General features: G+C 67.5%; 23 protein-coding genes and 1 tRNA gene. 18 read left to right on the top strand and 6 right to left on the bottom strand.

The annotated features are described in order from the left end of the window. Positions 1–41 precede the first annotated feature (41 nt). The 5 genes from ACFQPG_RS08495 to ACFQPG_RS08515 all read left to right on the top strand — a co-directional run bounded on the left by ACFQPG_RS08495 (position 42) and on the right by ACFQPG_RS08515 (position 5,379). A complete protein-coding gene (locus ACFQPG_RS08495; protein WP_380812019.1) occupies positions 42–203 on the top strand; it encodes a hypothetical protein in 162 nt (53 codons plus the stop codon). Further along, the gene (locus ACFQPG_RS08500) at positions 178–2,004 is read left to right on the top strand and encodes a hypothetical protein (RefSeq protein WP_380812021.1); all 1,827 of its coding nucleotides are present in this window, start codon (positions 178–180) and stop codon (positions 2,002–2,004) included. The genes ACFQPG_RS08495 and ACFQPG_RS08500 overlap by 26 nt, the downstream gene beginning before the upstream one ends. Then, entirely contained in the window at positions 2,001–2,891 is an 891-nt protein-coding gene (locus ACFQPG_RS08505) for a tyrosine recombinase (RefSeq protein ID WP_380812023.1), read from the top strand. Before ACFQPG_RS08500 ends, ACFQPG_RS08505 begins: the two co-directional genes overlap by 4 nt. An 11-nt stretch (positions 2,892–2,902) precedes the next feature. Next, positions 2,903–3,844 (top strand): acetyl-CoA carboxylase carboxyltransferase subunit alpha, encoded by a 942-nt coding sequence (locus tag ACFQPG_RS08510; RefSeq protein WP_380812025.1) that lies wholly within the window; start codon positions 2,903–2,905, stop codon positions 3,842–3,844. Positions 3,845–3,918: 74 nt separating this feature from the next. Then, positions 3,919–5,379 (top strand): M48 family metalloprotease, encoded by a 1,461-nt coding sequence (locus tag ACFQPG_RS08515; RefSeq protein WP_380812027.1) that lies wholly within the window; start codon positions 3,919–3,921, stop codon positions 5,377–5,379. Between the two features lie 37 nt (positions 5,380–5,416). On the opposite strand, the gene ACFQPG_RS08520 is transcribed toward ACFQPG_RS08515, so the two are convergent. Together ACFQPG_RS08520 and ACFQPG_RS08525 are read right to left on the bottom strand one after the other, a co-directional pair. Continuing rightward, on the bottom strand, positions 5,417–5,587 hold the full coding sequence (locus tag ACFQPG_RS08520) for a Flp family type IVb pilin (protein ID WP_380813097.1): 171 nt from the start codon (positions 5,585–5,587) through the stop codon (positions 5,417–5,419). A gap of 117 nt (positions 5,588–5,704) precedes the next feature. After that, positions 5,705–6,445: an SAM-dependent methyltransferase gene (locus ACFQPG_RS08525; protein ID WP_380812029.1), complete on the bottom strand. Its 741-nt coding sequence runs from the start codon at positions 6,443–6,445 to the stop codon at positions 5,705–5,707. A 42-nt stretch (positions 6,446–6,487) separates the two neighbouring features. Here ACFQPG_RS08525 and ACFQPG_RS08530 point away from each other — a divergent pair, with 42 nt between their 5' ends. From ACFQPG_RS08530 to folE, 8 genes are all read left to right on the top strand, one after another. Continuing rightward, on the top strand, positions 6,488–7,219 hold the full coding sequence (locus tag ACFQPG_RS08530) for a ComF family protein (RefSeq protein WP_380812031.1): 732 nt from the start codon (positions 6,488–6,490) through the stop codon (positions 7,217–7,219). Between the two features lie 42 nt (positions 7,220–7,261). Continuing rightward, complete coding sequence (gene grxC / locus ACFQPG_RS08535) at positions 7,262–7,516, top strand: glutaredoxin 3 (protein ID WP_380812033.1); 255 nt, start codon at positions 7,262–7,264, stop codon at positions 7,514–7,516. Then, entirely contained in the window at positions 7,513–8,343 is an 831-nt protein-coding gene (locus ACFQPG_RS08540; RefSeq protein WP_380812035.1) for a carbon-nitrogen hydrolase family protein, read from the top strand. Before grxC ends, ACFQPG_RS08540 begins: the two co-directional genes overlap by 4 nt. Further along, on the top strand, positions 8,340–8,753 hold the full coding sequence (locus ACFQPG_RS08545) for a DUF1178 family protein (protein WP_380812037.1): 414 nt from the start codon (positions 8,340–8,342) through the stop codon (positions 8,751–8,753). The genes ACFQPG_RS08540 and ACFQPG_RS08545 overlap by 4 nt, the downstream gene beginning before the upstream one ends. 35 nt (positions 8,754–8,788) lie before the next feature. Continuing rightward, a tRNA-Arg gene (locus tag ACFQPG_RS08550) sits at positions 8,789–8,865 on the top strand. 41 nt (positions 8,866–8,906) lie between these two features. Continuing rightward, positions 8,907–9,152 (top strand): DUF6356 family protein, encoded by a 246-nt coding sequence (locus tag ACFQPG_RS08555; protein ID WP_380812039.1) that lies wholly within the window; start codon positions 8,907–8,909, stop codon positions 9,150–9,152. Then, the gene (locus tag ACFQPG_RS08560; RefSeq protein WP_380812041.1) at positions 9,142–10,449 is read left to right on the top strand and encodes an FAD/NAD(P)-binding protein; all 1,308 of its coding nucleotides are present in this window, start codon (positions 9,142–9,144) and stop codon (positions 10,447–10,449) included. The genes ACFQPG_RS08555 and ACFQPG_RS08560 overlap by 11 nt, the downstream gene beginning before the upstream one ends. Continuing rightward, positions 10,446–11,057 carry a GTP cyclohydrolase I FolE gene (gene folE, locus ACFQPG_RS08565; protein WP_380812043.1) on the top strand — a complete coding sequence of 204 codons (612 nt, stop codon included), beginning with the start codon at positions 10,446–10,448 and terminating at the stop codon, positions 11,055–11,057. Before ACFQPG_RS08560 ends, folE begins: the two co-directional genes overlap by 4 nt. On the opposite strand, the gene ACFQPG_RS08570 is transcribed toward folE, so the two are convergent. Further along, positions 11,051–12,358, bottom strand: a complete 1,308-nt coding sequence (locus tag ACFQPG_RS08570) for an APC family permease (RefSeq protein ID WP_380812045.1) — start codon at positions 12,356–12,358, stop codon at positions 11,051–11,053. The genes folE and ACFQPG_RS08570 overlap by 7 nt on opposite strands. Before the next feature lie 85 nt (positions 12,359–12,443). Between ACFQPG_RS08570 and fabD the strand changes: the two genes are divergently transcribed. Together fabD and fabG are read left to right on the top strand one after the other, a co-directional pair. Further along, complete coding sequence (fabD, locus tag ACFQPG_RS08575) at positions 12,444–13,382, top strand: ACP S-malonyltransferase (RefSeq protein WP_380812047.1); 939 nt, start codon at positions 12,444–12,446, stop codon at positions 13,380–13,382. Positions 13,383–13,482: 100 nt separating this feature from the next. Further along, positions 13,483–14,223 carry a 3-oxoacyl-[acyl-carrier-protein] reductase gene (gene fabG / locus ACFQPG_RS08580; protein WP_380812049.1) on the top strand — a complete coding sequence of 247 codons (741 nt, stop codon included), beginning with the start codon at positions 13,483–13,485 and terminating at the stop codon, positions 14,221–14,223. Here the strand turns inward: fabG and ACFQPG_RS08585 are convergent. Then, positions 14,177–15,151 carry a phosphatase PAP2 family protein gene (locus ACFQPG_RS08585; protein WP_380812051.1) on the bottom strand — a complete coding sequence of 325 codons (975 nt, stop codon included), beginning with the start codon at positions 15,149–15,151 and terminating at the stop codon, positions 14,177–14,179. The genes fabG and ACFQPG_RS08585 overlap by 47 nt on opposite strands. Positions 15,152–15,330: 179 nt before the next feature. Here ACFQPG_RS08585 and dnaK point away from each other — a divergent pair, with 179 nt between their 5' ends. Together dnaK and dnaJ are read left to right on the top strand one after the other, a co-directional pair. Beyond that, positions 15,331–17,274, top strand: a complete 1,944-nt coding sequence (gene dnaK, locus ACFQPG_RS08590; protein WP_380812053.1) for a molecular chaperone DnaK — start codon at positions 15,331–15,333, stop codon at positions 17,272–17,274. 119 nt (positions 17,275–17,393) lie between these two features. Then, positions 17,394–18,509, top strand: a complete 1,116-nt coding sequence (dnaJ, locus tag ACFQPG_RS08595) for a molecular chaperone DnaJ (RefSeq protein WP_380812055.1) — start codon at positions 17,394–17,396, stop codon at positions 18,507–18,509. Between the two features lie 67 nt (positions 18,510–18,576). Here dnaJ and purB read toward each other — a convergent pair whose 3' ends face one another. Together purB and radC are read right to left on the bottom strand one after the other, a co-directional pair. After that, the gene (gene purB, locus ACFQPG_RS08600) at positions 18,577–19,914 is read right to left on the bottom strand and encodes an adenylosuccinate lyase (RefSeq protein WP_380812057.1); all 1,338 of its coding nucleotides are present in this window, start codon (positions 19,912–19,914) and stop codon (positions 18,577–18,579) included. Positions 19,915–20,399: 485 nt separating this feature from the next. After that, on the bottom strand, positions 20,400–21,080 hold the full coding sequence (gene radC, locus ACFQPG_RS08605; protein ID WP_380812059.1) for a DNA repair protein RadC: 681 nt from the start codon (positions 21,078–21,080) through the stop codon (positions 20,400–20,402). Positions 21,081–21,190: 110 nt separating this feature from the next. On the opposite strand from radC, the gene ACFQPG_RS08610 reads away from it, so the two are divergent. Further along, positions 21,191–24,439 carry a YdbH domain-containing protein gene (locus tag ACFQPG_RS08610; RefSeq protein ID WP_380812061.1) on the top strand — a complete coding sequence of 1,083 codons (3,249 nt, stop codon included), beginning with the start codon at positions 21,191–21,193 and terminating at the stop codon, positions 24,437–24,439.

Below are 24,439 nucleotides of genomic sequence, written 5' to 3' on the forward strand. Positions count from 1 at the left end.
GGCTATACAGCGGCGTGAGCCCACGGCAAAAGGCCGCCACCATGGCCATCCGCAGAAAGCCGCCGCACCCGGCGCGTATCCCGATCATCCTGCTTGTTCTCCTTGCGCTGGTGATCGCCGGGCTGGTTGCCCTGTCGCAGTCTGTCGAGGAAGTTCCGACCCGTCCGATCGAGGTCGATGTCACTCGTGCGCCGGCGCAGTAAGCTCTTCATCACCGCTGCGGTTGTTGGCGGCCTTGCGCTGCCGGCGCTGGCGCAGGAGTCGATCCTGCCGCCGGGCTTCGGCAACGAGCAGACGCCGCCCGCGCAGCCGCAACCACAGCCGCAGCAGCCGGCCCAGCCGGCAACTCCGGGCACCACGGCTCCGACCCGCCCATCTCCGGCGCGCCCGGCCCGGCCGCAGCCGGCACAGCCGGGCGACGTGGTCGAGACGACGGAAGACGAACTCGAAGAGGAGCTTCCGCCACCGCCTCCGCCGATCGAGATTCCGGAGTCGTCCCGGCGCGATCCGCGCACGGCCGGGGTCATCGATCCCGCCGCCTGGGGCTATGGCGCGCGCCCGTGGGGCGCGGCCGATGGCAAGTTCCTGTCGGCGCTGCTCCGGCGGCAGTCCGCTCCGTTGCCACTGCGCTGGCTGCACATCACCTTGCGCAATGCGCTGCTGGCGCGGGCCGAGGCGCCGGGCAACGTCCATCCGGTCGACTGGGCCGCCGAGCGGGCCTGGCTGCTGCTCCGCATGGGCGAAGCGGATGCGGCGCGGATGATCGTGTGGAGCGTGGATTCGCTCGATTTCACGCCCAAGATGACCCAGGTCGCCGTGCAGAGCGCGCTGGCCAGCGCCGATCCGGCCGGACTGTGCCCATTGCGCGAAGGAATGGGCCGGGTCGAGCCGCAGATCCTGCCGCTGACCCAGGCGATGTGCGCCGCGCTGGAAGGCGAGCCGTCGACGGCTTCGGTGAACATCGAGCAGGCGCGCCGCCGGGGGCGGATCAGCGGCATCGACCTGGTGCTTGCCGACAAGGTGGTCGGCGCTGGCGCCAATACGGCGCGCGCGGTCACCGTGGAGTGGGAGCCGGTCGACTATCTCACCAGCTGGCGCTTCGGGCTTGCCACCGCGACCGGGATGGAAGTGCCCGAGCGCCTGATGAACGATGCATCGCCGCAGATGCGCGCCTGGCACGCGCGGGCGCCCTTGCTGACGCCCGAACAGCGGCTGCCCTCGGCGCGACTGGCGGCGGGGCTGGGGGTCTTCTCCTCCGGATCGCTCGTCGATCTGTATTCGCTGATCTACGACCGGACCGACCCGTCGGACCTGCCCGGCACGGACGCATGGCGGCTTCGCACCGCCTTCGCTGGCCGTGACCAGAGCGCGCGGCTGGAGGCGATGCGGCAGCTGTGGCGGATCGGCGACGGCGACCTGGAACGGGAAGCGTCGCGGGCGCTGGTGGCCGGGGCGGCGACGCGGATCGCGCCGTCGCCCGACTTGCAGGAAGACGCGGCGAACCTGATCGCGTCGCTGCTGGCCGGCGGGTTCGACCGGGAAGCGGCACGGTGGGCGGCGGCGGTGCGGCAGATGGATGACGGACCGGCCGACCGCGCCTGGGCGATGCTGGCGCTGGGCACCGACAGCGATGCGGTGGATGTCAGCTATGGGCGGATCGACTCGTTCATCGGCCGCGACGAAAGCCGCAACAAGCAGCGCAGCCGGTTGCTGGTCGCCGGTCTGGCCGGCACCGGGCGGATCAACGGCGAGACCGCGTCGCAGCTCAATGAGAGTCACAGCCTTGGCCTCGGGCGAAGCTCGGTGTGGACGCAGATGGTCGGCGGCGCTGGCCAGCGCGGGCAGGCGGGCACCGCGGCGGTGCTGGCGGCGATCGGGATGCAGGCGAGCAGCCCCGACCGGGTCCCGTCGGCGCACTTCTACCGTGCGCTGACCGCGCTCCGGCTGGCCGGCCTGGAGTACAATGCGCGGATGATCGCCGCCGAGGCGCTCGCCCGGACGTGACCCCGGAAGATCGCGCGCTGATGGACCGCTTCTGCGACATGCTGGCGGCGGAAGCGGGAGCGTCGCGGAATACGCTGCTGGCCTACCGCGGGGACCTGGCGGCGGCGGCGGAGACGCTGGGCAGCGTGGGCGAGGCGAGCATGGAGAGCTTGTCCGCGCTCGGACCCGCGTGGTCAGGCCTGTCGCCAGCGACCGTCGCTCGCCGTTCGGCGGCGCTGCGGCGCTTCTACGGCTTCCTGCATGAGGACGGCCTGCGGGCGGACGACCCCTCGTCAGCGCTTCCCCGCCCGGCGACCGAGCGGCCGCTCCCGCGCATACTGGAACCGCACGAGGTGGAGGCGATCTTCGCCGAAGCGGAGGCCCGCGCGACGAGCGGCCAGCCCAATGCGCTGCGAAACCTTGCCTTGCTGGAGCTGCTCTACGGATCGGGCCTGCGTGCGACGGAGCTCGTGTCGCTGCCGCGCGGGGTGCTTCGGCGCAAGGAGCCGTTCCTGATCCTGCGCGGGAAGGGTGGCAAGGAGCGGATGGTGCCGATCTCCCAGCGCGCCTGCGCCGCCGTCGAGAACTGGCTGCCGCATGTGTCCACGAAATCAGCCTGGCTGTTCCCCGGCGGCAAGGCGCATCTCAGCCGGGTGCGGCTGTTCCAGCTGGTGCGGGAGATGGCGGGAGTGGCCGGGATCGCGCCCGAGCGGGTCAGCCCGCATGTGCTGCGCCACGCGTTCGCGACCCACCTGCTGGCGGGCGGCGCGGACCTGCGCGTGCTGCAGGCCTTGCTTGGTCACGCCGACATCGCGACCACGCAAATCTATACGCATGTCGACAGTGCGCGGCTGGTCGAGCTGGTCAACCAGCGCCATCCGCTTGCCACCAACCGCCGGGCCGTCTAGCCCGCCCGGCCATGCGGAACTTTCTCGATTTCGAAAAGCCCATCGCCGAACTGGACGCGCGCGTCGCCGAACTGCGCGAGACTGCAAGCAATGGCGACATCGACATCGATGCGGAAATCGGCAAGCTGGAAGGCAAGTCGACCCGGCTGCTGAAGGATACGTACGCCAGGCTGACGCCTTGGCAAAAGGCGCAGGTCGCCCGCCATCCCGACCGGCCGCACTTCAAGGAGTATGTGGCCGGGCTGACTGACGAGTTCGTGCCCCTCGCGGGTGACCGGGCGTTCGCCGACGACCAGGCGATCGTAGGCGGGCTCGCCCGGATTGACGGGCGCAAGGTGCTGCTGATGGGGCACGAGAAGGGCGATGACACCGCCAGCCGGCTCCGCCATAATTTCGGGATGGCGAAGCCGGAAGGCTATCGCAAGGCGATCCGGCTGATGGGTCTGGCCGACCGGTTCGGACTGCCGGTGGTCAGCCTGGTCGACACGCCGGGCGCCTTTCCTGGAGTGCAGGCGGAAGAACGCGGCCAGGCCGAGGCGATCGCGCGGTCCACCGAGACATGCCTCGCGCTCAAGGTGCCGCTGATCGCCGCCATCGTCGGCGAGGGCGGGTCGGGCGGCGCGGTGGCGATTGCCGCGGCCAACCGGGTGCTGATGTTCGAGCATGCGGTTTATTCGGTCATCTCGCCCGAAGGCTGCGCGTCGATTCTTTGGCGCACCGCTGACAAGGCGGCGGATGCGGCGGAAGCGATGCGGATCACCGCGGCGGACCTGCAGGGCCTTGGCGTCATCGAGCGGATCATCCCCGAGCCGCTCGGCGGCGCGCACCGTAACCCGGCGGAAGCGATTGCCAACCTCAAGCAGGCGATCGTCGAAGAGCTGGATGGCTACGCATCGCTGTCCCGCGAGGACGTGCTGAAGCAGCGGCAGGCCAAGTTCCTCGCGATCGGCTAGGGGCCGGAGACCGGAACTCACCCGAAACATTGCCGTTCATGGTGGCGACATTCCATCCTGAGCAAGGTAGCGTCATGCGTAGAACCATTCTCCTCGCCACTGCGGCGGCCGTAGCAATCACTCCCGGCGTCTTGTCGGCCCAGGCCTCAAATCGCGGTCTTCCGGCACGTTACGTGCAGGACGCCCAGAAGGAGCATCCGGCGCTGGTGGCGGAGTTCGGCGGCGCCGAGACCGGCGCGCGCGGAGCCTATATCGACAGCATTGGCCGCCGGATCGCGGGCCAGTCCGGGGTCAACCCGCAGGCCTACCGCTTCACCGCGCTCAACTCGGCGGTGGAGAATGCCTTCGCGGTGCCGGGCGGGTACATCTATATCACTCGTCAGCTGATGGGCATCATGGGCGACGAGGCCGAGCTGGCCTTCGTCCTGGGGCATGAGGTCGGCCACGTGGCGGCCAATCACGCCCAGGCGCGGCAGCGGGCGACCCAGACCAGTGCGATCGGCGGCATTCTTGGTGCCATCCTCGGCAGCGTGGTCGGCGGCGGGTTCGGCAATCTGATCGGCCAGGCGCTGCAGACCGGGTCGCAGCTGCGAACGCTGAGCTTCACCCGCGCCCAGGAATATGACGCGGACCGGCTGGGCATCAGCTATTTGACCCGCACTGGCTACGACCCGTCGGCGTCGGCAACCATGCTGGCCTCGTTGGCCCGCTCGCAAGCGCTGGAAGCGCGGGTGCAGGGGCGAGACAGCCGTTCCACGCCGGAATGGGCGAGCACCCACCCCTTGTCCGAGAACCGGACCCGGCAGGCCGCGGCCGAGGCGCAGCGCACCGGTCGCGCGGGCCAGGGCCTGCGCAACCGCGACCAGTTCCTCAACCAGCTCGACGGCATCGTCGTCGACGACGATCCGGCTCAGGGCGTGATCGAGGGGCGGAATTTCACCCATCCCGACCTGCGGCTGCAGTTCACCGTGCCGACTGGCTACCTGATGCAGAACGGCACTCGGGCAGTCAGCATCGAAGGTGCGGCGGGCAAGGCGCAATTTTCGACCCGCCAGTTCAACGGCGACCTCGACCAATATGTCGGCGGCGTGCTGCAGGACCTGACTGGCGGGCGGACCCAGATCCAGCTGGTCGACCAGCGCCGGACGACGATCAACGGGATCCCGACGAGCTACATCGTCGGCCGGGCGCAGACCTCGTCCGGCGTGGTCGACGTCAGCGTCTTTGCCTATCAGTTCGACCGGGATTCGGCGTTCCACTTCGCCACGCTGACCCGCGGCGGAACCGGCGTCGGGCCGTTCGGGTCGATGGTGAACAGCCTGCGCCGGATCACCGCGCAGGAAGCGGCGGCAATCCGGCCGCGAGTGATCGATGTGGTGACGGTCCGCCAAGGGGACACTGTGCAATCGCTGGCGAGCCGGATGGCTTACAGCAGCTTCCAGGCGGAGCGGTTCCTGTCGCTTAACGGGCTTCCGGTGAACGCTCGCCTCGCGCCCGGCCAGCGGGTCAAGCTGGTTGTGTTCGGCAGGCGTTGATCAGAAGGCGGGCTCGCGGCTCCGGCTGCGGGTCTGCCTAGCCGGCGAAGGCGGCCGCGACCTTCGTGTCGACCTTGCCCCACATGCCGCCCGTACCGCCGCCGAGCGCGCTCAGGCCGCCAATCATGGCGACGCAGATCAGGGCTGCAATCAGGCCATATTCGATCGCCGTCGCCCCCCGCTGGTCGGAGCGCAACCTGCGCAACATCGTCCGGATAGCGATCACGCCACCCTCCTCTGGTCCACGTCCACGAACCCGGAGTAAGCGCACGCGGTTAACGACGCATGCGGCAAGCGGCGTTAGCGCGGCGTTAGGAACAATTATTCAGCGCGGCGTCCATGCCGCGAAATGGACCAGCTCGACCGTCTCGGTGGTCGCTGAACCGTCGCCCGCGGCATCGAACGCTGACGCGGCGGCGGCGAGCGCGGTGCGGGTGAGCGGCGTGCGGGAGCGGCGGACAAGCGCATTGGTCGCTCCCATGCCGCGCAGGTCCGCGACAAGGTCGGTCAGGCGGCGGTAGCGCAGGCGAACCCGATCGATATCGATCACCGGCATGACGAAACCGGCCGCTTGCAGCAAGGATGCGACCGATGCCGCGTCGATCCGCGGGTGGACCCGTGGGCTCGCACCAAGGCCGGTCGCTTGGTCGGCGGCGAGCATGGCGGCCCGGAGCACCGGAAAGCTGTCGTTGCCGGCGAACGCCCCGAGCAGCAAGGCATCCGGCTGCAGCATCGCGCCCAGCAGGCGCAGGGTCAGCTGCACGTCGTTGGCGGTGTCGAGCACGCCGACTATGATGCAGAGGTCGAACTGGCCGAGGCTTTCGGTCCCGGCATTCTCGACCCGGTCGGCGAAGCGCAGGCGCCCGGCGCAGCGGCCGAGCTGATCGCGCAACGGGCCTGGCGGACAGCCGACGACCAGTGCGTTGCGGAAGCGTCGCTGGACGTAGACGAGACGATCGAGGAGATCATCGATCGCCCGCTCGTGAAGGAAAGTGCGGAAGCCCTGGCGCTCGGCGCGGTTGCGCCGAAGCCACTGCAGGTGCGGATCGAACAGGTCGTCGGCCATGGTGCCTTGTGCGGCGGAGCGGGGACTTGGACAAGCGCGCCGATGAGCCCGCTTCGCCTTGCCCTACAGACTGGCCGTGCCGCACTGGATTTCGCGCTTCCGCCGCGCTGCGCCGGGTGCGGAGCGATCACCGCGGAAATCGACCTGTTCTGCCAGCAATGCTGGGGCGAGGTGGAGTTTCTCGGCGCGGGCGGGTGTTCGACCTGTGGCATACCGCTGGAGGCGACGGACGCGGAGACCTGCGGGGCTTACCTGGCGAGCCCGCCGCGGCTCGACCGGGTTCGTGCGGCAGTGGCCTATGGAGACACGGCGCGGGCGCTGGTGCTGCGGCTCAAATATGGCCGCAAGACCGCCCTGGCGCGGACCATGGCGGCGTACATGAAGCGGGCACTGGGCGATCTTCAGGACGCTTTGCTGGTGCCGGTGCCGCTCCACCGCTGGCGGCTATGGCAGCGAGGGTTCAACCAGTCCGCACTGATCGCCGCGGCGCTGGCGCGGACCACGGAGCGCAGCGTTGCGGTCGACCTGCTGCGCCGGACCCGGGCAACGCCCAAGCTCAAGGGGATGAACGTCGCCGCGCGGCGCAAGGCGGTGGGCGGCGCGTTCGCTCTGAGGAAAGGCGGGGAGGTGCGGGGCCGGCGCATCATCCTGGTCGACGACGTGTTCACCACCGGAAGCACGGCGGAAGCCTGCGCCAGACTGTTGAAGAAACATGGCGCGGCGAGCGTTGAGCTGGTTGCATGGGCGCGGGTGGTCCGCCCAACGGTGGCGTAACGGCGGCCCGGCCCTACATAGGTCGAGAAGCAAGGAGTGAGCATGCCGAAAGTCGAGATGTATCTGAAGACCACCTGTCCGTACTGCGTGCGCGCGGCCCATCTGCTGTCGCAAAAGGGTGTTCGGCCCGAGGAGTATAACGTGGAGCGGGGCGGCCCGTTGAAGGAGGAAATGGTGCAAAGGTCGGGCCGGATGACCGTTCCGCAGATTTTCATCGGCGGCAAACATGTCGGCGGCTGTGATGACCTGTTCGCGCTGGAACGGCAGGGCAAGCTGGACGAATTGCTGGCGGCGTGACCCGGGTTGCCCTCTTCCAGGCCCAGAGCGGCATCGATCCCCGGCGCAATGCCGATGCGCTGGTCGAGGCGGTGCGGGCCGCGAAGGCGAGCGGCGCGGAGATGCTGTTCACGCCGGAAATGTCGGGATTGCTCGATCGCGACCGAGAGCGGTCGGCGGCCAACGTGCGCAGCGAGGAAGAGGATAGCGTGCTGGCCGCAGTGCGCGAGGCGGCGCGCGTGGATGGCTTGTGGGTCCATCTCGGCTCGCTGGCGCTGAAGGGCGATGGCGGGCGGCTGGTCAACCGCGGGTTCGTGATCGACTCTGCGGGGAGCGTCCGAGCGAGGTACGACAAGCTCCACCTGTTCGACGTTGACCTGCCGACCGGCGAAAGCTGGCGCGAATCGGCCACGTACCGGGCCGGCGAGCGGCTGGTGGTGGTCGACGGAACTCCGGTCGGAAAGCTGGGGCTCGCAATCTGCTACGACATCCGTTTCCCGGCGCTGTTCGCGGCGCTGGCGGAAGCGGGGGCGGAGGTGATTGCGGTGCCGGCGGCGTTTACCGTGCCGACCGGGCAGGCTCACTGGCAAGTGCTGCTGCGGGCAAGGGCGATCGAGGCTGGGCTGTTCGTCATCGCCGCGGCGCAGGCTGGACGGCATGAGGACGGGCGCGAGACCTACGGGCACAGTCTTGTCGTGGGCCCGTGGGGCGAGGTGCTGGGTGAGATGGGCGGTGAGCCAGGGCTGGCCTTTGCGGACGTCGACCAAACCCGGATCGCGGAAGTCCGCAGCCGGGTGCCGGCGCTGAGCCACCGCCGACCGATGCCGCCGGTGGAGGTGGTCCGGTGATCGTCTACGACCTCAGCTGTACGCCCGGCGGGCATGTGTTCGAAGCGTGGTTCGGCTCCAGTCGCGACTATGACGAGCAGCAGGCGCGGGGCCTGGTCACCTGCCCGCTGTGCGGATCGGGCGAGGTCGCCAAGGCGCCCATGGCTCCGGCCGTGCGCGGCGCAGGCGAGACGCTGGACCCCAAAGCGATGCTGGCGATACTGGCGGCAGCGCAGGGCAAGGCGCTGGAGAATAGCAACTGGGTCGGGGACGGCTTTCCGGAGCAGGCGCGAGCGATGCACCTGGGCGAGGCCGAGCACCGACCTATCCATGGCCGGGCGTCTCCGGCGGAAGCGAAGTCACTCGCGGACGAGGGCGTTCCGATCGCCCGGCTGCCGCTGCCGGTAGTGCCGCCGGACGAAGCGAATTGATCTGCGCGGCCCGCCTCCTGTAGGGCGGTGGCGGCGGCCCCGTAGCTCAGCAGGATAGAGCGCCGGATTCCTAATCCGTAGGTCACAGGTTCGAATCCTGTCGGGGTCACCATGTTCGCCTGGATTCGGCGGACGAATGAATGGACGAGGCGCATGTTCAACCGGTTGTTCACCCACCATCCGCGATCGCTGGGCATGAGCTGGCTCGAGCATGGCGTTGGCGCGGTCAGGATCGGAGCGGCGATGATCGGTTCGGGCATCGCTTGCCTGGTCCACGCGGTAGTGCCCGGCCTGTTCACCGAGACCGCGGGCCGGACGGTGGTGCGGCTGCACGACCATATGCAGAAGCGCCGCGCCGGATCGCCCGATCCGCAGACCTGGCCCGACTATGAGATCTGACCGGGCGCAGCCGGACGTGGCGATCGTCGGGGGTGGCTTTTCCGGAACGATGACGGCGGTGCATCTCGCCCGGCGCGGACTGGCGGTGTGCCTGATCGAAGGCGCCGACCGGATCGGCCGCGGGGTGGCTTATTCCACGACGGAGGCCGCGCATCTGCTGAACGTGCCGGCGGCAAAGATGAGCGCCTGGCCGGACAAGCCCGCCGATTTTGCCGACTGGCTTGCCGACGACGGCGGTTCGTTCGCGGAACGGCGGCAGTTCGGTCGCTATCTCGGGGCGATCCTCGATGCGGCGGAGGGCGTCGAGCGGATCGGCAGCGGCTGTGTGTCCGCCGAGCGGAATGGCTCAGGGTGGGTCCTTCGACTGGATGATGGCCGCGAGGTGGCGGCGTCGGTGATGGTGCTCGCCAACGGCAACCAGCCGCCCGCAGCGATGGCCGTGGCAGCCGGACTGCGGCCGGAGCTGTTCGTCAACAATCCGTGGACGGCAAGCGCCGCCTCCGCGCTCGCCCGGGCTGTCGAGGAAGACGGCGATGTGCTGATCCTGGGGACCGGGCTGACGATGATCGATACGGTTTTGTCGCTCGATGCCGCCAGGCATCGGGGACGGATCGTGGCATTGTCCCGGCGCGGACAGATCCCGCGTGCCCATGCTCCAAACGAAGCGTCGAGCGTTGGCGCGGACGAGCTGCCGACCGGCAATGCGCTGGCGCTGTGCCGCTGGCTTCGGCGGCGGGGTGGAGAGGTTGGCTGGCGATCGGCGGTGGACTCGCTGCGCCCGCACAGCCAGGCCTTGTGGCAGGCTTTTTCAACGGCCGAGAAAAGGCGCTTCCTGCGGCACGCTCGGCCGTGGTGGGACGTGCACCGGCACCGGATCGCACCGCAGGTGGCGCAACGGATCGCCTCGCTGGTCGCGGAAGGGCGGCTGCAGATCGTTGCCGGGCGGATCGCATCGCTGGCGGAGCAGGACGGTCAAATCGCGGCGAGCATCGTTCGTCGTGGACGCGGCGAGGCGGTCAGCGAGCGGTTTGCGCTGGCGGTCAATTGCACCGGTCCACTTGGAGAGATTAAGCGCACGGCCGACCCGCTGCTGCGACAGTTGCTGGGCGACCAAACCATCGCGGTGGACGAGCTTGGCATGGGCCTCAACGTGGACAGCGGCGATCGCGCGGGTGACCGGCTGTGGGCGGTCGGACCGATGACCAAGGGCCGTTACTGGGAAATCGTCGCCGTCCCGGACATCCGCGGCCAGGCGGCGGCCGTGGCCGAGACGATACAGCGGGAGCTTGGGAAATGAACGGCACTCCGGACGATGGCGACCTGATCGCGCCGGTCCCGAAGATTCCGGTACCCGAGGAGATCGCTGAAGCGGTGCGGACCCTGATCCGCTGGGCCGGCGACGATCCCGATCGCGAGGGGCTGCTCGACACTCCGGCTCGGGTTGCGCGGGCATGGAAAGAATATGCCAGCGGCTACCGCGAGGACCCTTCGCTGCACCTGTCGCGCACCTTCGAGGAAGTGGGCGGCTATGATGAGATCGTGCTGCTGCGGGACATACCCTTCCAATCGCATTGCGAGCACCACATGGCACCGATCATCGGCAAGGCGGCGATCGCCTACCTGCCGGGCAACCGGGTGGTCGGCATCTCCAAGCTGGCCCGCGTGCTCCACGGCTTCGCGCGCCGGTTGCAGGTGCAGGAGCGGCTGACGGCCGAGGTCGCGGACTGTGTATGGGAGCATCTCGAGCCCAAGGGCGTCGCGGTGGTGATCGAGGCCAGCCACGCCTGCATGACGGCGCGCGGCGTTCAAACGCCCGGCGTGATGATGACCACCAGCCGAATGATGGGCACCTTCCGCGAGGACGAACGCAGCCGCAAGGAAGTGCTGGCGCTGATGGGCTATTGAGCGTCGGGACGGGCCAAGCGGCGGGATAGCCAGCGGACCGGCAGGCCGGCCAGCGCCAGTGCGACGCCCCAGAGCGTTGCCTCCAACCCGGCGCCGACGAACATCGCCAGCGCGTAAAACAGGCCGAGCAGAGCAAGCAGCGGCCAACGCCCCGCGACCTTGAGCTTCATCGCCGCCGCCGCGCATGCGACGTAGAGGATCAGCGAGGCGACGGTCGAGACCAAGGCGATGAACACGTAGACTGAAACGAAGCTGTCCGACGTGCTGGCGAGCACGAGCAGCGCGGCCACGGTGGCTCCCACGAGCAGTGAACCGACCGGGACACCCGCGGCGTTGGTGCGGCGGAATAGCGGCGGCAGGTCGTTGGCGCCGGCAATGGACCGCCCGACTTCGGCCGACAGCAGCAGCAGCGCGTTGCAGGTGCCGAACGCGCTGACCGCTGCAATGATTGCAACCGCGCCTCCCGCCGCCGAGCCTAAGATCGGGGCGATGGCGTCGGCGAACGGCGCACTGCTTTTCGCCGCAAGTATGCTCGGCAGGAGGAGCAGGGTGGAGACGGTCGCGGTGAGATAGATGAGGCCGGTCAGGCCGGTGCCGTAGATGGTCGCCTTGGGCACCGTGTCGGCCGGATCCTCGGTCACATTGGCGGTGACCGTCGCCGCTTCGAACCCGGTCAGCGAGAAGAGCATCAGGGCGGCGGCGGCGGCGATTCCGGCGAGGGTCAGCGGGACCGGCGCGAGCGGCTCGACGGGCGCACCGCCGCCGAGGCGGGCGGCGACGAACAGGACGACCGCCACCAAAGGCACGATCTTGATCAAGGTCGCCACGACCTGGACCCAGCCGGCCGAACGGGCGCCGGTCAGGTTGACGGCGGTGAGGATAATGATCGACGCCAGCGCGACGAGGGTCAGGTTAAAGCCCGATGCGGCTCCCGGAACCACGTGGCCGATGGCTCCGCCGACCGCGACGGCGACCGCGGCGACGCCCGTCCATTGGGAGATGAGATAGCTCCACAAGGTGAGGAAGGCCGCGGTGTCGCCGAACGCCGTGCGAACATACAGGAACGGTCCGCCTGCAATCCGGGCCGACAGCCGCGCGAAGGTCCATGCGAGGAACATCGTCCCGCAGATCGTCACCGTAAAGGCTGCGAGCAGGTTGGGGCCGTAGGGCGCGAGGGTGGTCGGCAGCAGGTAGATGCCGGAGCCGATCATGGTCCCAACCACCATGGCCATGCTCATTCCCCGCCCGAGGCGCTTGGACGGCGGCGGAACGGCGGCGGAGCTGATGACCTGTTGATCCATTAGCTGCGCTTCGCACTCGCCTCGTGGCTTGGCAATCGGCACGGGCGGGCTTAACCGCCCGGCTCGGCGATTTGTGGGGAGAACCATGCGCGCATTTCTGTTTCCGGGGCAGGGCAGCCAGAGCGTCGGCATGGGCGCCGCGCTTGCCGAGGCCAGTCGCACGGCTCGTGACACGTTCGAGGAAGTGGACGAAGCGCTCGGCCAGGCGCTGTCGCGGCTGATGCGCGAAGGGCCTGAGGATCAGCTGACCCTCACGGAGAATGCGCAGCCCGCGATCATGGCGAATTCGCTCGCCGTGTTCCGCACGCTGACTCGCGATGGCGGGGTCGATCTTGCCAAAGCTGCGCAGTTCGTCGCCGGCCATTCGTTGGGCGAATATTCCGCTCTGTGCTCGGCGGGAGCGTTCGACCTGTCGACGGCCGCCAGGCTGCTGAAACTGCGCGGCCAGGCGATGCAGGCCGCGGTGCCGGTCGGGCAGGGCGCGATGGCGGCGCTCCTCGGCGCGGATGTCGAAAAGGCGCGGGCGATTGCCCAGGCGGCGGCACAGGGCGAGGTGTGCACGGTCGCAAACGACAATGATCCGGGCCAGGTGGTCATCTCCGGGCACAAGGGGGCAATCGAGCGGGCGATTGCCCTGGCCAAGGAGATGGGCGCCAAACGCGCCGTTCTGCTGCCGGTGTCGGCCCCGTTCCACTGCCCGCTGATGCAGCCGGCGGCGGAGAAGATGTCCGACGCGTTGAGCCAGGTCGTAGTCGAAGCTCCGGCGGTGGCGCTGTTCGCCAACGTCACAGCGGCTGCGGCCAGCGACCCGGACACCATCCGCAGCCAGCTGGTCGACCAGGTCACCGGATTGGTCCGCTGGCGTGAAAGCGTCGCCAACATGGCGGAAGCCGGTGTCGAGGAGTTCGTGGAACTGGGCGGCAAGGTGCTCGGCCCGATGGTCAAGCGCATCGCGCCGGATGCGAAGGTGACGAGCGTGGTGTCGATAGACGATGTCGAAGCGCTGACGCGGGAGTTGGCTTAGCCGTCACCCTGAACTTGTTTCAGGGTCCACCCGCCCGCGGGAACGGCACGGATCGTCGAAGAATGGATGCTGGAACAACTTCAGCATGACGGAGAATGGAATGTTCGATCTTTCAGGAATGACTGCCCTGGTGACCGGTGCGTCGGGCGGGCTTGGCAGCGCCATCGCGAAAGCGCTCGCGGCGCAGGGCGCGCGGCTGGCGGTGAGCGGGAGCAATGCGGACAAGCTGGAGGGCTTTCGCGGATCGCTGGGGGGCGCTCATGTGGCGCTGCCGTGCAACCTGTCGGATGGTGCGGCGGTGGACGCCCTGGTGCCGCAGGCGGTCGAGGCACTGGGGGGCAAGCTGGACATCCTGGTCAACAATGCGGGGGTCACCCGTGACAATCTGCTGATGCGGATGAAGGACGAGGAGTTCGCGGAGGTCCTGCGGATCAACCTGGAAGCGGCGTTCCGGCTGATGCGGGCCGCGGCCAAGCCGATGATGAAGGCGCGGTTCGGGCGCATCGTCTCGGTGACCTCGGTTGTTGGGGCGACCGGCAATCCCGGCCAGGCGAACTACGTCGCGTCCAAGGCCGGATTGGTCGGCATGTCCAGGGCGGTCGCACAGGAACTGGCGAGCCGCAACATCACGGTGAATTGCGTCGCGCCCGGCTTCATGACGTCAGCCATGACCGAGGCGCTGAACGATCAGCAGAAGGCAGCGATCCTCGGCAAGATCCCGATGGGGGCGATGGGGACGGGCGAGGACATCGGGGCGGCGGTGGTCTATCTCGCCAGCCGTGAGGCCGGCTATGTTACCGGACAGACGCTGCACGTGAACGGCGGAATGGCGATGCTGTGAGGCTGAGCGCCGGGGCCCAGCGCACCGCTCGCTCCGCAATAGCGATACTCAAGAATCCGATCGCGCAGCCGGCGAGCACGTCGACCAAATAATGGCCGCCATCCACTGGAGTTGCCAGGATGGTCAGCGCAGCGGTGGTGCAGCCGACGGCGCGCATGGGCAGTAAGCCGCTGCGCCAGAACCCCCAGAAGGTCACCGTCGCGAGGCCCGCATGATAGCTGGGGAAGGTGATGATGCCTTGCATCTCCGGCAGGCGGATGGTGAGCGGCATGCCGCTTCGCAGGGCCTGATAGTGGCTGAGGTGGCTGTAGCCGGCGAACGGATCGACATGGTCGAAGTCCGCTGCGCTGAGGCCGAGGTGAACGAAATTGCTGACCGCGGGAAACAAAGATGACAGCATCACGATCGCCGTGCCGCTGATCATCGCCGCCAGCAGCACGGCGCGCATCAGTGCAACCCGGCCGGTGAAGCCGAGCACCAGCACGATCACGATCACCTGTGGGATCAGGGAGGCGTAGGCTGCGCGGTAGGTCGCGGCCAGCCACGCTTTCGAATCCACCCAGCGGACGTAGGCGAGCCAGTCGAAGCCGAGTGCCTTGTCCCATCCTGCAAGCCGACTGTCCCACAAGGCGCCCCCCTCCCGCGCCAACGCGTAGGACAAGAGGGCGGCCAGCGCGCTGAACAGGAGCACCTGAATCAGCCCGACGCACATTGCGGCGAAGGCGGGACGGGGCCGGTAACGGGAGTAGAAGATCGCCGCGCCGGCAAGCGTGATGCTCGCCACAACCAGCTTCAGCAGCCCGGCCGGCTCGATCGCCAGCGGGGCTCGCAACTGCACCAGCAGGAGAGAGACGGCGAGGCCCGACAGCATCGCCCAGGACGCCGCGTCGCTGGTTCGCGGCGGGTGGAGAGAAGAAGCGCTTGCCACTCGGACGCGCTAGCCCAAGGCTGGTTAACGCCCTGCAAAGACGATGGTGTTGCGGCTAGGCAACGCCGGTGCTCGCCACCCTTGTTGCGCGCCGAGCGCCACCTATATCGCCGCCGAAACAGTGAGTTCGGGCGTGCCTTTATGGGCGTCCGGGGGCGAATGAAAGGCAAGAGAAAACTATGGCGAAAGTGATCGGGATCGACCTCGGCACGACCAACAGCTGTGTCGCGGTGATGGAGGGCGGCAAGCCCAAGGTTATCGAGAATGCGGAAGGCGCGCGCACGACGCCGTCCGTTGTGGCGTTCACCAAGGACGGCGAGCGCCTAATCGGGCAGCCGGCCAAGCGCCAGGCGGTCACCAACCCCGACAATACCGTATTCGCGGTGAAGCGGCTGATCGGCCGCCGGTTCGACGATCCGATCACCAAGAAGGACACCGAGCTGGTTCCGTACAAGATCACTCGCGGGCCGAACGGCGACGCGTGGGTCGGCGCGGGCGGCAAGGACTATTCTCCGTCGCAGATCAGCGCCTTCATCCTGCAGAAGATGAAGGAAACCGCCGAAGCCTACCTCGGCGAGACGGTCACACAGGCGGTGATCACCGTCCCGGCTTACTTCAACGACGCGCAGCGCCAGGCGACCAAGGACGCTGGCCAGATCGCGGGGCTTGAGGTGCTGCGCATCATCAACGAGCCTACGGCCGCGGCGCTCGCCTACGGGCTTGAGAAGAACGACGGCAAGACGATCGCGGTCTACGATCTTGGCGGCGGTACCTTTGACGTGTCGATCCTGGAGATTGGCGACGGCGTGTTCGAGGTGAAGTCGACCAACGGCGACACGTTCCTCGGCGGTGAGGATTTCGACGCCAAGATCGTCGAATTCTTGGCCGACGAATTCAAGAAGGAGAACGGGATCGACCTGAAGCAGGACCGGCTTGCGCTGCAGCGGCTGAAGGAAGCCGCGGAGAAGGCGAAGATCGAGCTGTCGTCGGCTTCGACCACCGAAGTGAACCTGCCCTTCATCACCGCGCGCATGGAAGGTGGGGCGACGACCCCGCTGCACCTGGTCAAGGCGATCACCCGCGCGGACCTGGAGAAGCTGGTTGGCGACCTGATCGACCGTACGCTCGAGCCGTGCCGCAAGGCGCTGGCCGATGCAGGCGTCAAGGCAGCCGACATTGCCGAAGTGGTGCTGGTTGGCGGCATGACCCGCATGCCGCGGGTGCGCGAAGTGGTGAAGGACTTCTTCGGCAAGGAGCCGCACACCGGCGTCAACCCGGACGAAGTCGTCGCCATCGGTGCAGCGATCCAGGCGGGCGTGCTGCAGGGTGACGTTAAGGACGTGCTGCTGCTGGACGTGACTCCGCTGAGCCTCGGCATCGAGACGCTGGGCGGTGTGTTCACCCGGATGATCGATCGCAACACGACCATTCCGACCAAGAAGAGCCAGGTCTTCTCGACGGCGGACGACAACCAGAATGCCGTGACCATTCGCGTCTTCCAGGGCGAGCGCGAGATGGCGGCGGACAACAAGATGCTCGGCCAGTTCGACTTGGTCGGCATTCCGCCCGCGCCCCGCGGCGTGCCGCAGATCGAGGTCACCTTCGACATCGATGCGAACGGCATCGTCAACGTGTCGGCCAAGGACAAGGGCACCGGCAAGGAGCAGCAGATCCGCATCCAGGCCTCGGGCGGCCTTAGCGACAACGACATCGAGCAGATGGTCAAGGACGCCGAGCAGTTCGCCGAAGAGGACAAGAAGCGGCGGGCCGGAGCCGAGGCGAAGAACCAGGCCGAAAGCCTGATCCATTCGACCGAGCGACAGCTTGCCGAGCATGGCGACAAGGTCAGCGCGGAAGTGAAGACGGAGATCGAGACCGCCATCGCCGAAGCCAAGACTGCGGTCGAGGGCGGCGACGCGGAAGCGATGAACCAGAAGGCGCAGGCGCTGGCCCAGTCGGCGATGAAGCTTGGGCAGGCGATCTACGAATCGTCTCAAGGCCAGGCTGCCGGCGGTGAGTCGGGTGCGGCTGGAGCCGAGACGGCCGATGGCGGCTCCTCGGCCGGCCAGGAAGACGTCGTCGACGCGGAATTCTCCGAAGTCGACGAAGACAAAAAGGCGTAACGGTCATGACCGTATGGCCTGAGCTCATCGAAGGGCTGTTCTTCTCTTCCGCAATGAAGAGAGGCAGGCCTTCGACAGGCTCAGGCCGTGCGGGACTGGGTGGGGTTTCATGAACCGTCATGGTTGATACTGATTATTACGAACTGCTCGGAGTGGAGCGCGGGGCTGACGGGGCGACGATCAAGTCGGCCTACCGTCGCGCCGCGATGGATTGCCATCCCGACCGGCACGGCGGCTGCACCGACAAGGAAGCGCATTTCAAGGCGATCAGCGAGGCCTACGACTGCCTCAAGGATCCACAGAAGCGTGCCGCCTACGACCGCTTCGGCAAGGCCGCATTCCAGAACGGCGGCTTCGGCGGCAACGGCGGCGGCGGACCCGGATTCGACGGCTTTTCCGATATTTTCTCATCGATCTTCGGCGAATTCATGGACCCGCGCGGCCAGCGCCAGAATGCCGCGCGCGGCGCCGACCTGCGCTACGACCTGGAGCTGAGCCTAGAGGAGTCCTTCGCCGGCAAGAGCGCGTCGATCGATATCGAGACCCTGCAGCCGTGCGAACCGTGCGGCGCCGACGGGTCCCGCGGAGGAAGCAAGCCGAAGACCTGCACCACCTGCAACGGCATGGGCAAGGTGCGTGCCCAGCAGGGCTTTTTCACGGTCGAGCGCGGCTGTCCGTCGTGCCACGGCCATGGCGTAACGATCGCCGATCCGTGCCCGCAATGCGACGGCGAGGGCCGGGTGCTCAAGCGGCGGCAGCTATCGATCCAGATTCCAGCAGGCGTCGACGAAGGCACCCGCATCCGCGTTGCGGGTGAGGGTGAGGCGGGGGTGCGCGGTGCCCCCAATGGCGACCTGTACCTGTTCGTACACCTGAAGCGACACCCAATCTTTCAACGGGACGGGACAACATTAGTCGCCGATTGCCCGGTCAGCTTCACCACCGCCGCGCTTGGTGGGGCGATTACCATGTGCGGGATCGACGGCAAGCCGATCGAGATCAAGGTTCCGGCCGGTATCCAATCGGGCGAAACGCTGCGCCAACGCGGGCAGGGGATGAGCATCGTCAACGGTCGTGGCCGGGGCGACCTCGTCACGCGCATCCTGGTCGAGACGCCGATCAAGCTGTCCAAGCAGCAGAAGGAGCTTCTCGCTCAGTTCCGCGAGACAGAGACCGGCGACGAATGCCCGGCGTCGAAGAGCTTCTTCAAGCGAATCAAGGAAATGTTGGGGTAACGTCACCCCAAACTTGACCCGGGGTCTGCTTGCCTCAGCTACTCCGAAGAAGAAGTCGGATCCCGGCTCAAGGCCGGGATGACAAAGTCGAGCCAAACACCCGATCGAAGATCGTATCCACCTGCTTCAGGTGGTAGCCGAGGTCGAAGCTTTGCTCGAGCTTGTCGGCCGGGATCGCGGCCGTGACCTCCGGGTCAGCCTTCAGCAGGTCCAGCAGCGACAGCTGGCCGTCCGACTCCCACACTTTCATCGCATTGCGCTGGACGAGGGCATAGGCGTCCTCGCGGCTGAGCCCGGCCTGGGTGAGGGCCAGCAGCACGCGCTGCGAATGGACCAGGCCGCCCATCCGGTCGAGGTTCTTCTGCATCCGCTCCGGGTAGACCAGCAGTTTGTCAATCACCCCGGTCAGCCGCGCCAGCGCGAAATCGAGCGTGATCGTCGCATCGGGACCGATGAAGCGTTCGACCGACGAATGGCTGATGTCCCGTTCGTGCCACAAAGCGACATTCTCCATCGCCGGGACAACGGCGCTGCGGACCATGCGGGCGAGGCCGGTGAGATTCTCGGTCAGCACCGGATTGCGCTTGTGCGGCATCGCCGAACTGCCTTTCTGGCCCGGCGAGAAATATTCCTCCGCTTCCAGCACCTCGGTACGCTGGAGGTGGCGAACCTCGACCGCCAGCCGCTCGATGGAGGAGGCGATGACGCCCAGCACAGCGAAGAACATGGCATGGCGGTCGCGGGGGATCACCTGCGTGGACGCGGGTTCCGGCGTCAGGCCCAGCCGCTCGGCGACATGCTCCTCCACCCGCGGGTCGATGTTGGCGAAGGTGCCGACGGCACCGGAAATGGCGCAGGTGGCGATTTCCGCCCGCGCATGCTCGAGGCGAGTCTTGCAGCGGGCAAATTCGGCGTACGCCTGGGCGAGCTTGAGGCCAAAGGTCACCGGCTCCGCGTGGATGCCGTGGCTGCGGCCGATGGTCGGGGTCAGCTTGTGCTCGAACGCGCGGCGCTTCAGCACGGCGAGCAGCTGGTCGAGATCGTCGAGCAGGATGTCTGCGGCCTGGCTAAGCTGTACCGAAAGCGCGGTGTCGAGCACGTCTGAGCTGGTCATGCCCTGATGAAGATAGCGCTTTTCCGGACCCATGCGCTCGCCGACCCAGGTGAGGAAGGCGATCACGTCATGCTTGGTCACAGCCTCAATCGCATCGATCGCCGGCACGTCCACCGGGTCGATCACGCCGCGCTGGTGCGCATCGACGATCTTCGCCGCATCGTCGGCCGGGATCATCCCGATCTCGCCCATCGCCTCGGCGGCATAGACTTCGATATCGAACCAGATGCGAAAGCGGTTCTCCGGCTCCCAGATGGCAGCCATGGCGGGACGAGAATAGCGGGGAATCATGGGCGCGCGGCTAGCAGGAGCGCGCGGAGGCTGCAACGAAGGGAGGCATATATCCGCACTGGTGGGCGCGGACTTTTGCGGAACCGCCGCTAAGTTGCTCCGATCAGCGGATCAAGCCCAGCGCCAGCCAAACAATCGCTACATTGATGGCTAGACCGACGGTCGCGAAGCAAAGCTGCCACCTCACTCTTGTGGCAAAAGGCAGCCTACCGTCATCGTCGGACTCGCCAAGCGGACGGGAGTTGATGGTCACCAACGTGAGAAGCTCCAGGTCGGTATGAGATTCCCAAGAGGCTCGTACTGCTGTGCTTGGCGGTGGAATGGTGCGGACGAGACCCATCACTGCTCTCCCATTTCTGGAAGAAGTTCTATACTCTAGTTTTACACTAGACAATGCGGCCACTCAGCGATTGTCGCGTGCTGGACACGGTTTGGCGCTTCGCAAAGCATCATGGCCGTAAAGAACATACGGTCACCTCAACTTCCTAGATCAACCCCTGCGCTCGCATGCTGGTCCGCCCGCTCGCGCCGACGACCACATGGTCGTGAACCTTGACCTTCATGTGCCGGCCGGCGTCGATCAGGTCGCGGGTCAGGCGGAGGTCGGCCTGGCTTGGGGAAGGGTCGCCGCTCGGGTGATTGTGGACGATGATGATCGCCGTGGCCGCAAGGGTGATGGCGCGGCTGATCACCTCCCGGACGTGCACCGCCGCCTCATCGACCGATCCGCGCCACATCGCCTCGTTGGCGATCAGGACATTGCGGGCATTGAGGAACAGCACCCGTACTTCCTCGACCGGCTGATTAGCCATGGTGGCGGTGAGGTAGTCGCGGAGCGAATCCCAGCTCGACAGGATCGGCCGCTCCTCAATCCGTGTCTCGAGCAGTCGTTCTGCGGTGGCGCGTGCGATCGCCAAGGCGCCGATCACCCCGTCGGTCAGACCTTCCCGGCGAAGCACCTCGGGCGGCTTCTGTAGCAAGGGTCCGATCCCCCCGGCTTCGGAAATCAGCCGCTTTGCCAAGGGCTTGGTGTCGCGGCGCGGGATTGCGAGAGTCAGCAGATATTCAACCAGTTCATGGTCGAGGAGGGCATTTCCGCCTCCGTCCAGCAGCCGTTGTCGCAGCCGCGCGCGGTGGCCGCCGGCATCGTTCGAGTTGTCGCCCATGGGCAACAGGCTAGGAACAAGCAGCGGATCGTGCAACGCGGTTCGTGCCGTGTGCGGAACGGCTGGAGAAAAGCGAGGTTTAGTTTCGCAGTGATGGCAGTGTGGCGTCGATGAACGGGGACTCGGGCGAGACCGCGACCGAGGGGCAGCTTGGCGTATCGCGCCGGCGCCGCTGGCCTCGTCTGTTCGGCTGGGCCCTGCTCGCGCTGCTCGGCCTGCTCGCCGCGGCACTGCTGCTGGTGTGGACCCAGCGCCGCCCGATCGCCGGTGACATCCTGGCCCGCGAGCTGGAAAAGCGTGGGGTGCAGGCGACGTACCGGCTAGACCGGATCGGCCTTCGCACCCAGCAGGTCAGCAACCTGGTCATCGGCGATCCGCAGAGTCCCGACCTGACCGCCCGGGTCGCCCAGGTGCAGATGCGGATCAAGTGGAACGGGTCGGTCGAGATCTTCCGGATCGTCGCCCGGGGCGTTAGGCTGAACGGCCGTTTCCAGAAGGGGCGGATCAGCTGGGGGCAGCTTGACCGACTGCTGCCGCCGCCGACCGGCAAGCCATTCACCCTGCCCGACGTGTCCGTCGACGTGGCGGACACCTCCATCTCTCTGGCGACGCCATTCGGCCCACTCGGAGTGGCGCTGGAGGGGAGCGGCAACCTGACCGGCGGCTTCCGCGGACGGCTCGCCGCGACGAGCCCGCGGCTCGCGCCGGGCCGCTGCGAGCTGGTCGACATGCGCGCGGCGGTCGGAATCGCCATCGCCGCGCGGAGGCCGCGGATCTCGGGCCCGTTGAGCGCGGACCGGTTCAGCTGCCCGTCCAGCCGTCTCGCTATCGCCGAACCGCGGTTCGACCTGGATGCGCGATTCAGCGAGGCGTTCGAGAGGTTCACCGGCCGTGGTCGGATGAGCGCAGGCTCGCTGGTGGCGGGGGTGAATGCGCTCACCGGGCTGAACGCCAACCTGACCTTTGGCGGACGGCCGACCTCGATCCTCGGGACCATCGACCTGTCGGCGCGAGACGCTCGGCTGGCGCAGATCACCGCCAACCGGACCCGGCTGGAGGGCAGCTATTCGCTCGACGCCGCCAAGGCGAACGTCGCGCTGGTCGCGGATTATGCCGCCAACCGCGTCAACATCGATCCGAGCATGACCGGGAATCTCACCGGCGCCTTGGCGGGCTTGGACGGCACGCCGCTGGAGCCGCTGGGCAAGGCGATGGAGCAGGCATTGCGCGGCGCGACCCAAAACGTCGATGTGGCCGGCGGGCTGCGGCTGGTGAACTTCCCCGGCGGCGGCGCGGTGCGGATCGAGCGCGCCAATGTCCGTAGTCCCTCTGGTGCCCGGGTGCAGATCGCGGGCGGGGACGGCGTCACTTACTACTGGCCCGGATCGCGGATCCGCATCGACACGCAAATCGCTGCGCAGGGCGGGGGGCTGCCGACCACCCGGATGGCGCTGAGCCAGCCGCGCAGCGGTGCACCGATGAGCGGGACGGTCCTGATCGCGCCCTATGCGGCCGGCGGGGCGCGGCTCGCGATGGCTCCGATCCGCTTTGCCGCCCAGCGCGACGGTTCAACGGCGATCAGCACGGTGGCGCTGCTCGATGGACCCTTGTCCAACGGCCGCATCGCGGGCCTGCGCGTGCCGCTGAATGGCCGCATCGGACCAGGGCAGTCGCTGGAGTTCGGCCGCGGCTGCCTCAACACGAGCTTCCAGTCGCTGCAGGTGGGCGCGTTGAACCTTGGCCGGACATCGTTGCCGGTGTGCGCAACCGGCCGGGCGATCGTGTTCCGCCAGCCGGGCGGAGGAGTTGCGTTCGGCGCAGGCACGCGCAACCTCGCCCTCGCGGGCCGGTTGGGCTCGTCGCCGTTCGACCTGCGCTCGGCGAGCGCCACTCTGACCGGCTCGCGCAATTTCCTGCTGAATGGGGTGAGGGCACGGCTGGGGCGGGCCGAGGCGCCGATCCTGCTCAATGCAGAGCGGCTGAACGGGACCTTCGAAGGCAGCGGCATCCGCGGCGCCTTTACCGGCGCCGATGGCGTGATTGGGCGGGTGCCCCTGTTGCTGAGCGAGGCCAACGGTGAATGGCTGTTCTATCGCGGCCGGCTGTCGGTCGAAAGCGACCTTACCGTCATCGACCGCAACCCCAACCCGCGCTTCTATCCGCTGCGCAGCGACGACATCCGCTTCACTCTGGCGGACAACCGAATCGCGGCGAACGGCAGCCTGCTCCATCCGCGCAGCGGCACGCGGGTTGCCGATGTCCGGATCGAGCACCGGCTCGGCACAGGTGTTGGCAGCGCGCTGCTCGATGTTCCCGGCATCCGCTTTGGCCCGGGCCTGCAGCCGGAGGAGCTGACCCGCCTGACGGAAGGAGTAGTCGCGCTGGTGAATGGGACGGTGTTCGGCCAGGGCCGCATCGCCTGGAATGGAACGGGCGGCGTAACCTCGACCGGCGAGTTCAGCACCGAAAACCTCGACCTCGCGGCCGCGTTCGGCCCGGTCACCGGGATCAAGGGCACCATCCGCTTCTCCGACCTGCTGGGTCTTGCGACCGCCCCGGGGCAGACCCTTCAGATCGCCTCGATCAACCCGGGTATCCTCGTCGAAGATGGGGTGATCACCTATCAGCTTCTGCCCGGACAGCTGGTCCGGGTGCAGGGCGGCCGCTGGCCGTTCATGGGCGGCGAGCTGATCCTGCGAGAGACGGTGCTAAACCTGGGCAAGCCATCGGCCAAGCGGCTGACGTTCGAGGTCGTGGGCTTCGATGCCGACCTGTTCGTCAAGAGCTTCAATTTCCCGGACATCCGCTTCACCGGCAAGTTCGACGGCGTTTTGCCGATGATCTTCGACGAGAGCGGCGGCCGGATCGTCGGCGGGCGGTTGGTGTCGCGCCAGCCGGGCGGAATGCTGAGCTATACCGGGGTGGTGAACCGGGCGAACCTGGGTTTCGCCGCCAATTTCGCCTTCGATGCGCTGCGGGAGCTTCGCTACCGGTCGATGATCATCCGGCTGGACGGCGACCTGGCGGGCGAGTTCGCGACCCGGCTGACCATCGACCAGGTTGCGCTGGGCGAGACCGGCAGTGCGCGCTTCCTGCGCTCGTTCACCCGCAAGCTGCCGCTCAAGTTCAACGTCACCATAAAGGGGCCCTTCCGTGCGCTGATCGCCACTGCCAAGGGCTTCCGTGATCCGACGGACCTGATCAGCCAGGCGATGGACGTGCCGCTGCGCGGTATTCCCGGCCTGGTGACGGAAACCCGGCGCATGAACGAGGCTTCCACCCAGACCCAGACCCCCGTCACGGTCGAGGAACAGATCGAGCCCGCTCCCCCTCCCGCTTCCCGCCCAAACGAAAGGTGA

This window comes from Sphingomonas sp. GCM10030256, assembly GCF_042666415.1.
In the GTDB taxonomy this organism is placed as follows: Bacteria; Pseudomonadota; Alphaproteobacteria; order Sphingomonadales; family Sphingomonadaceae; genus Sphingomicrobium.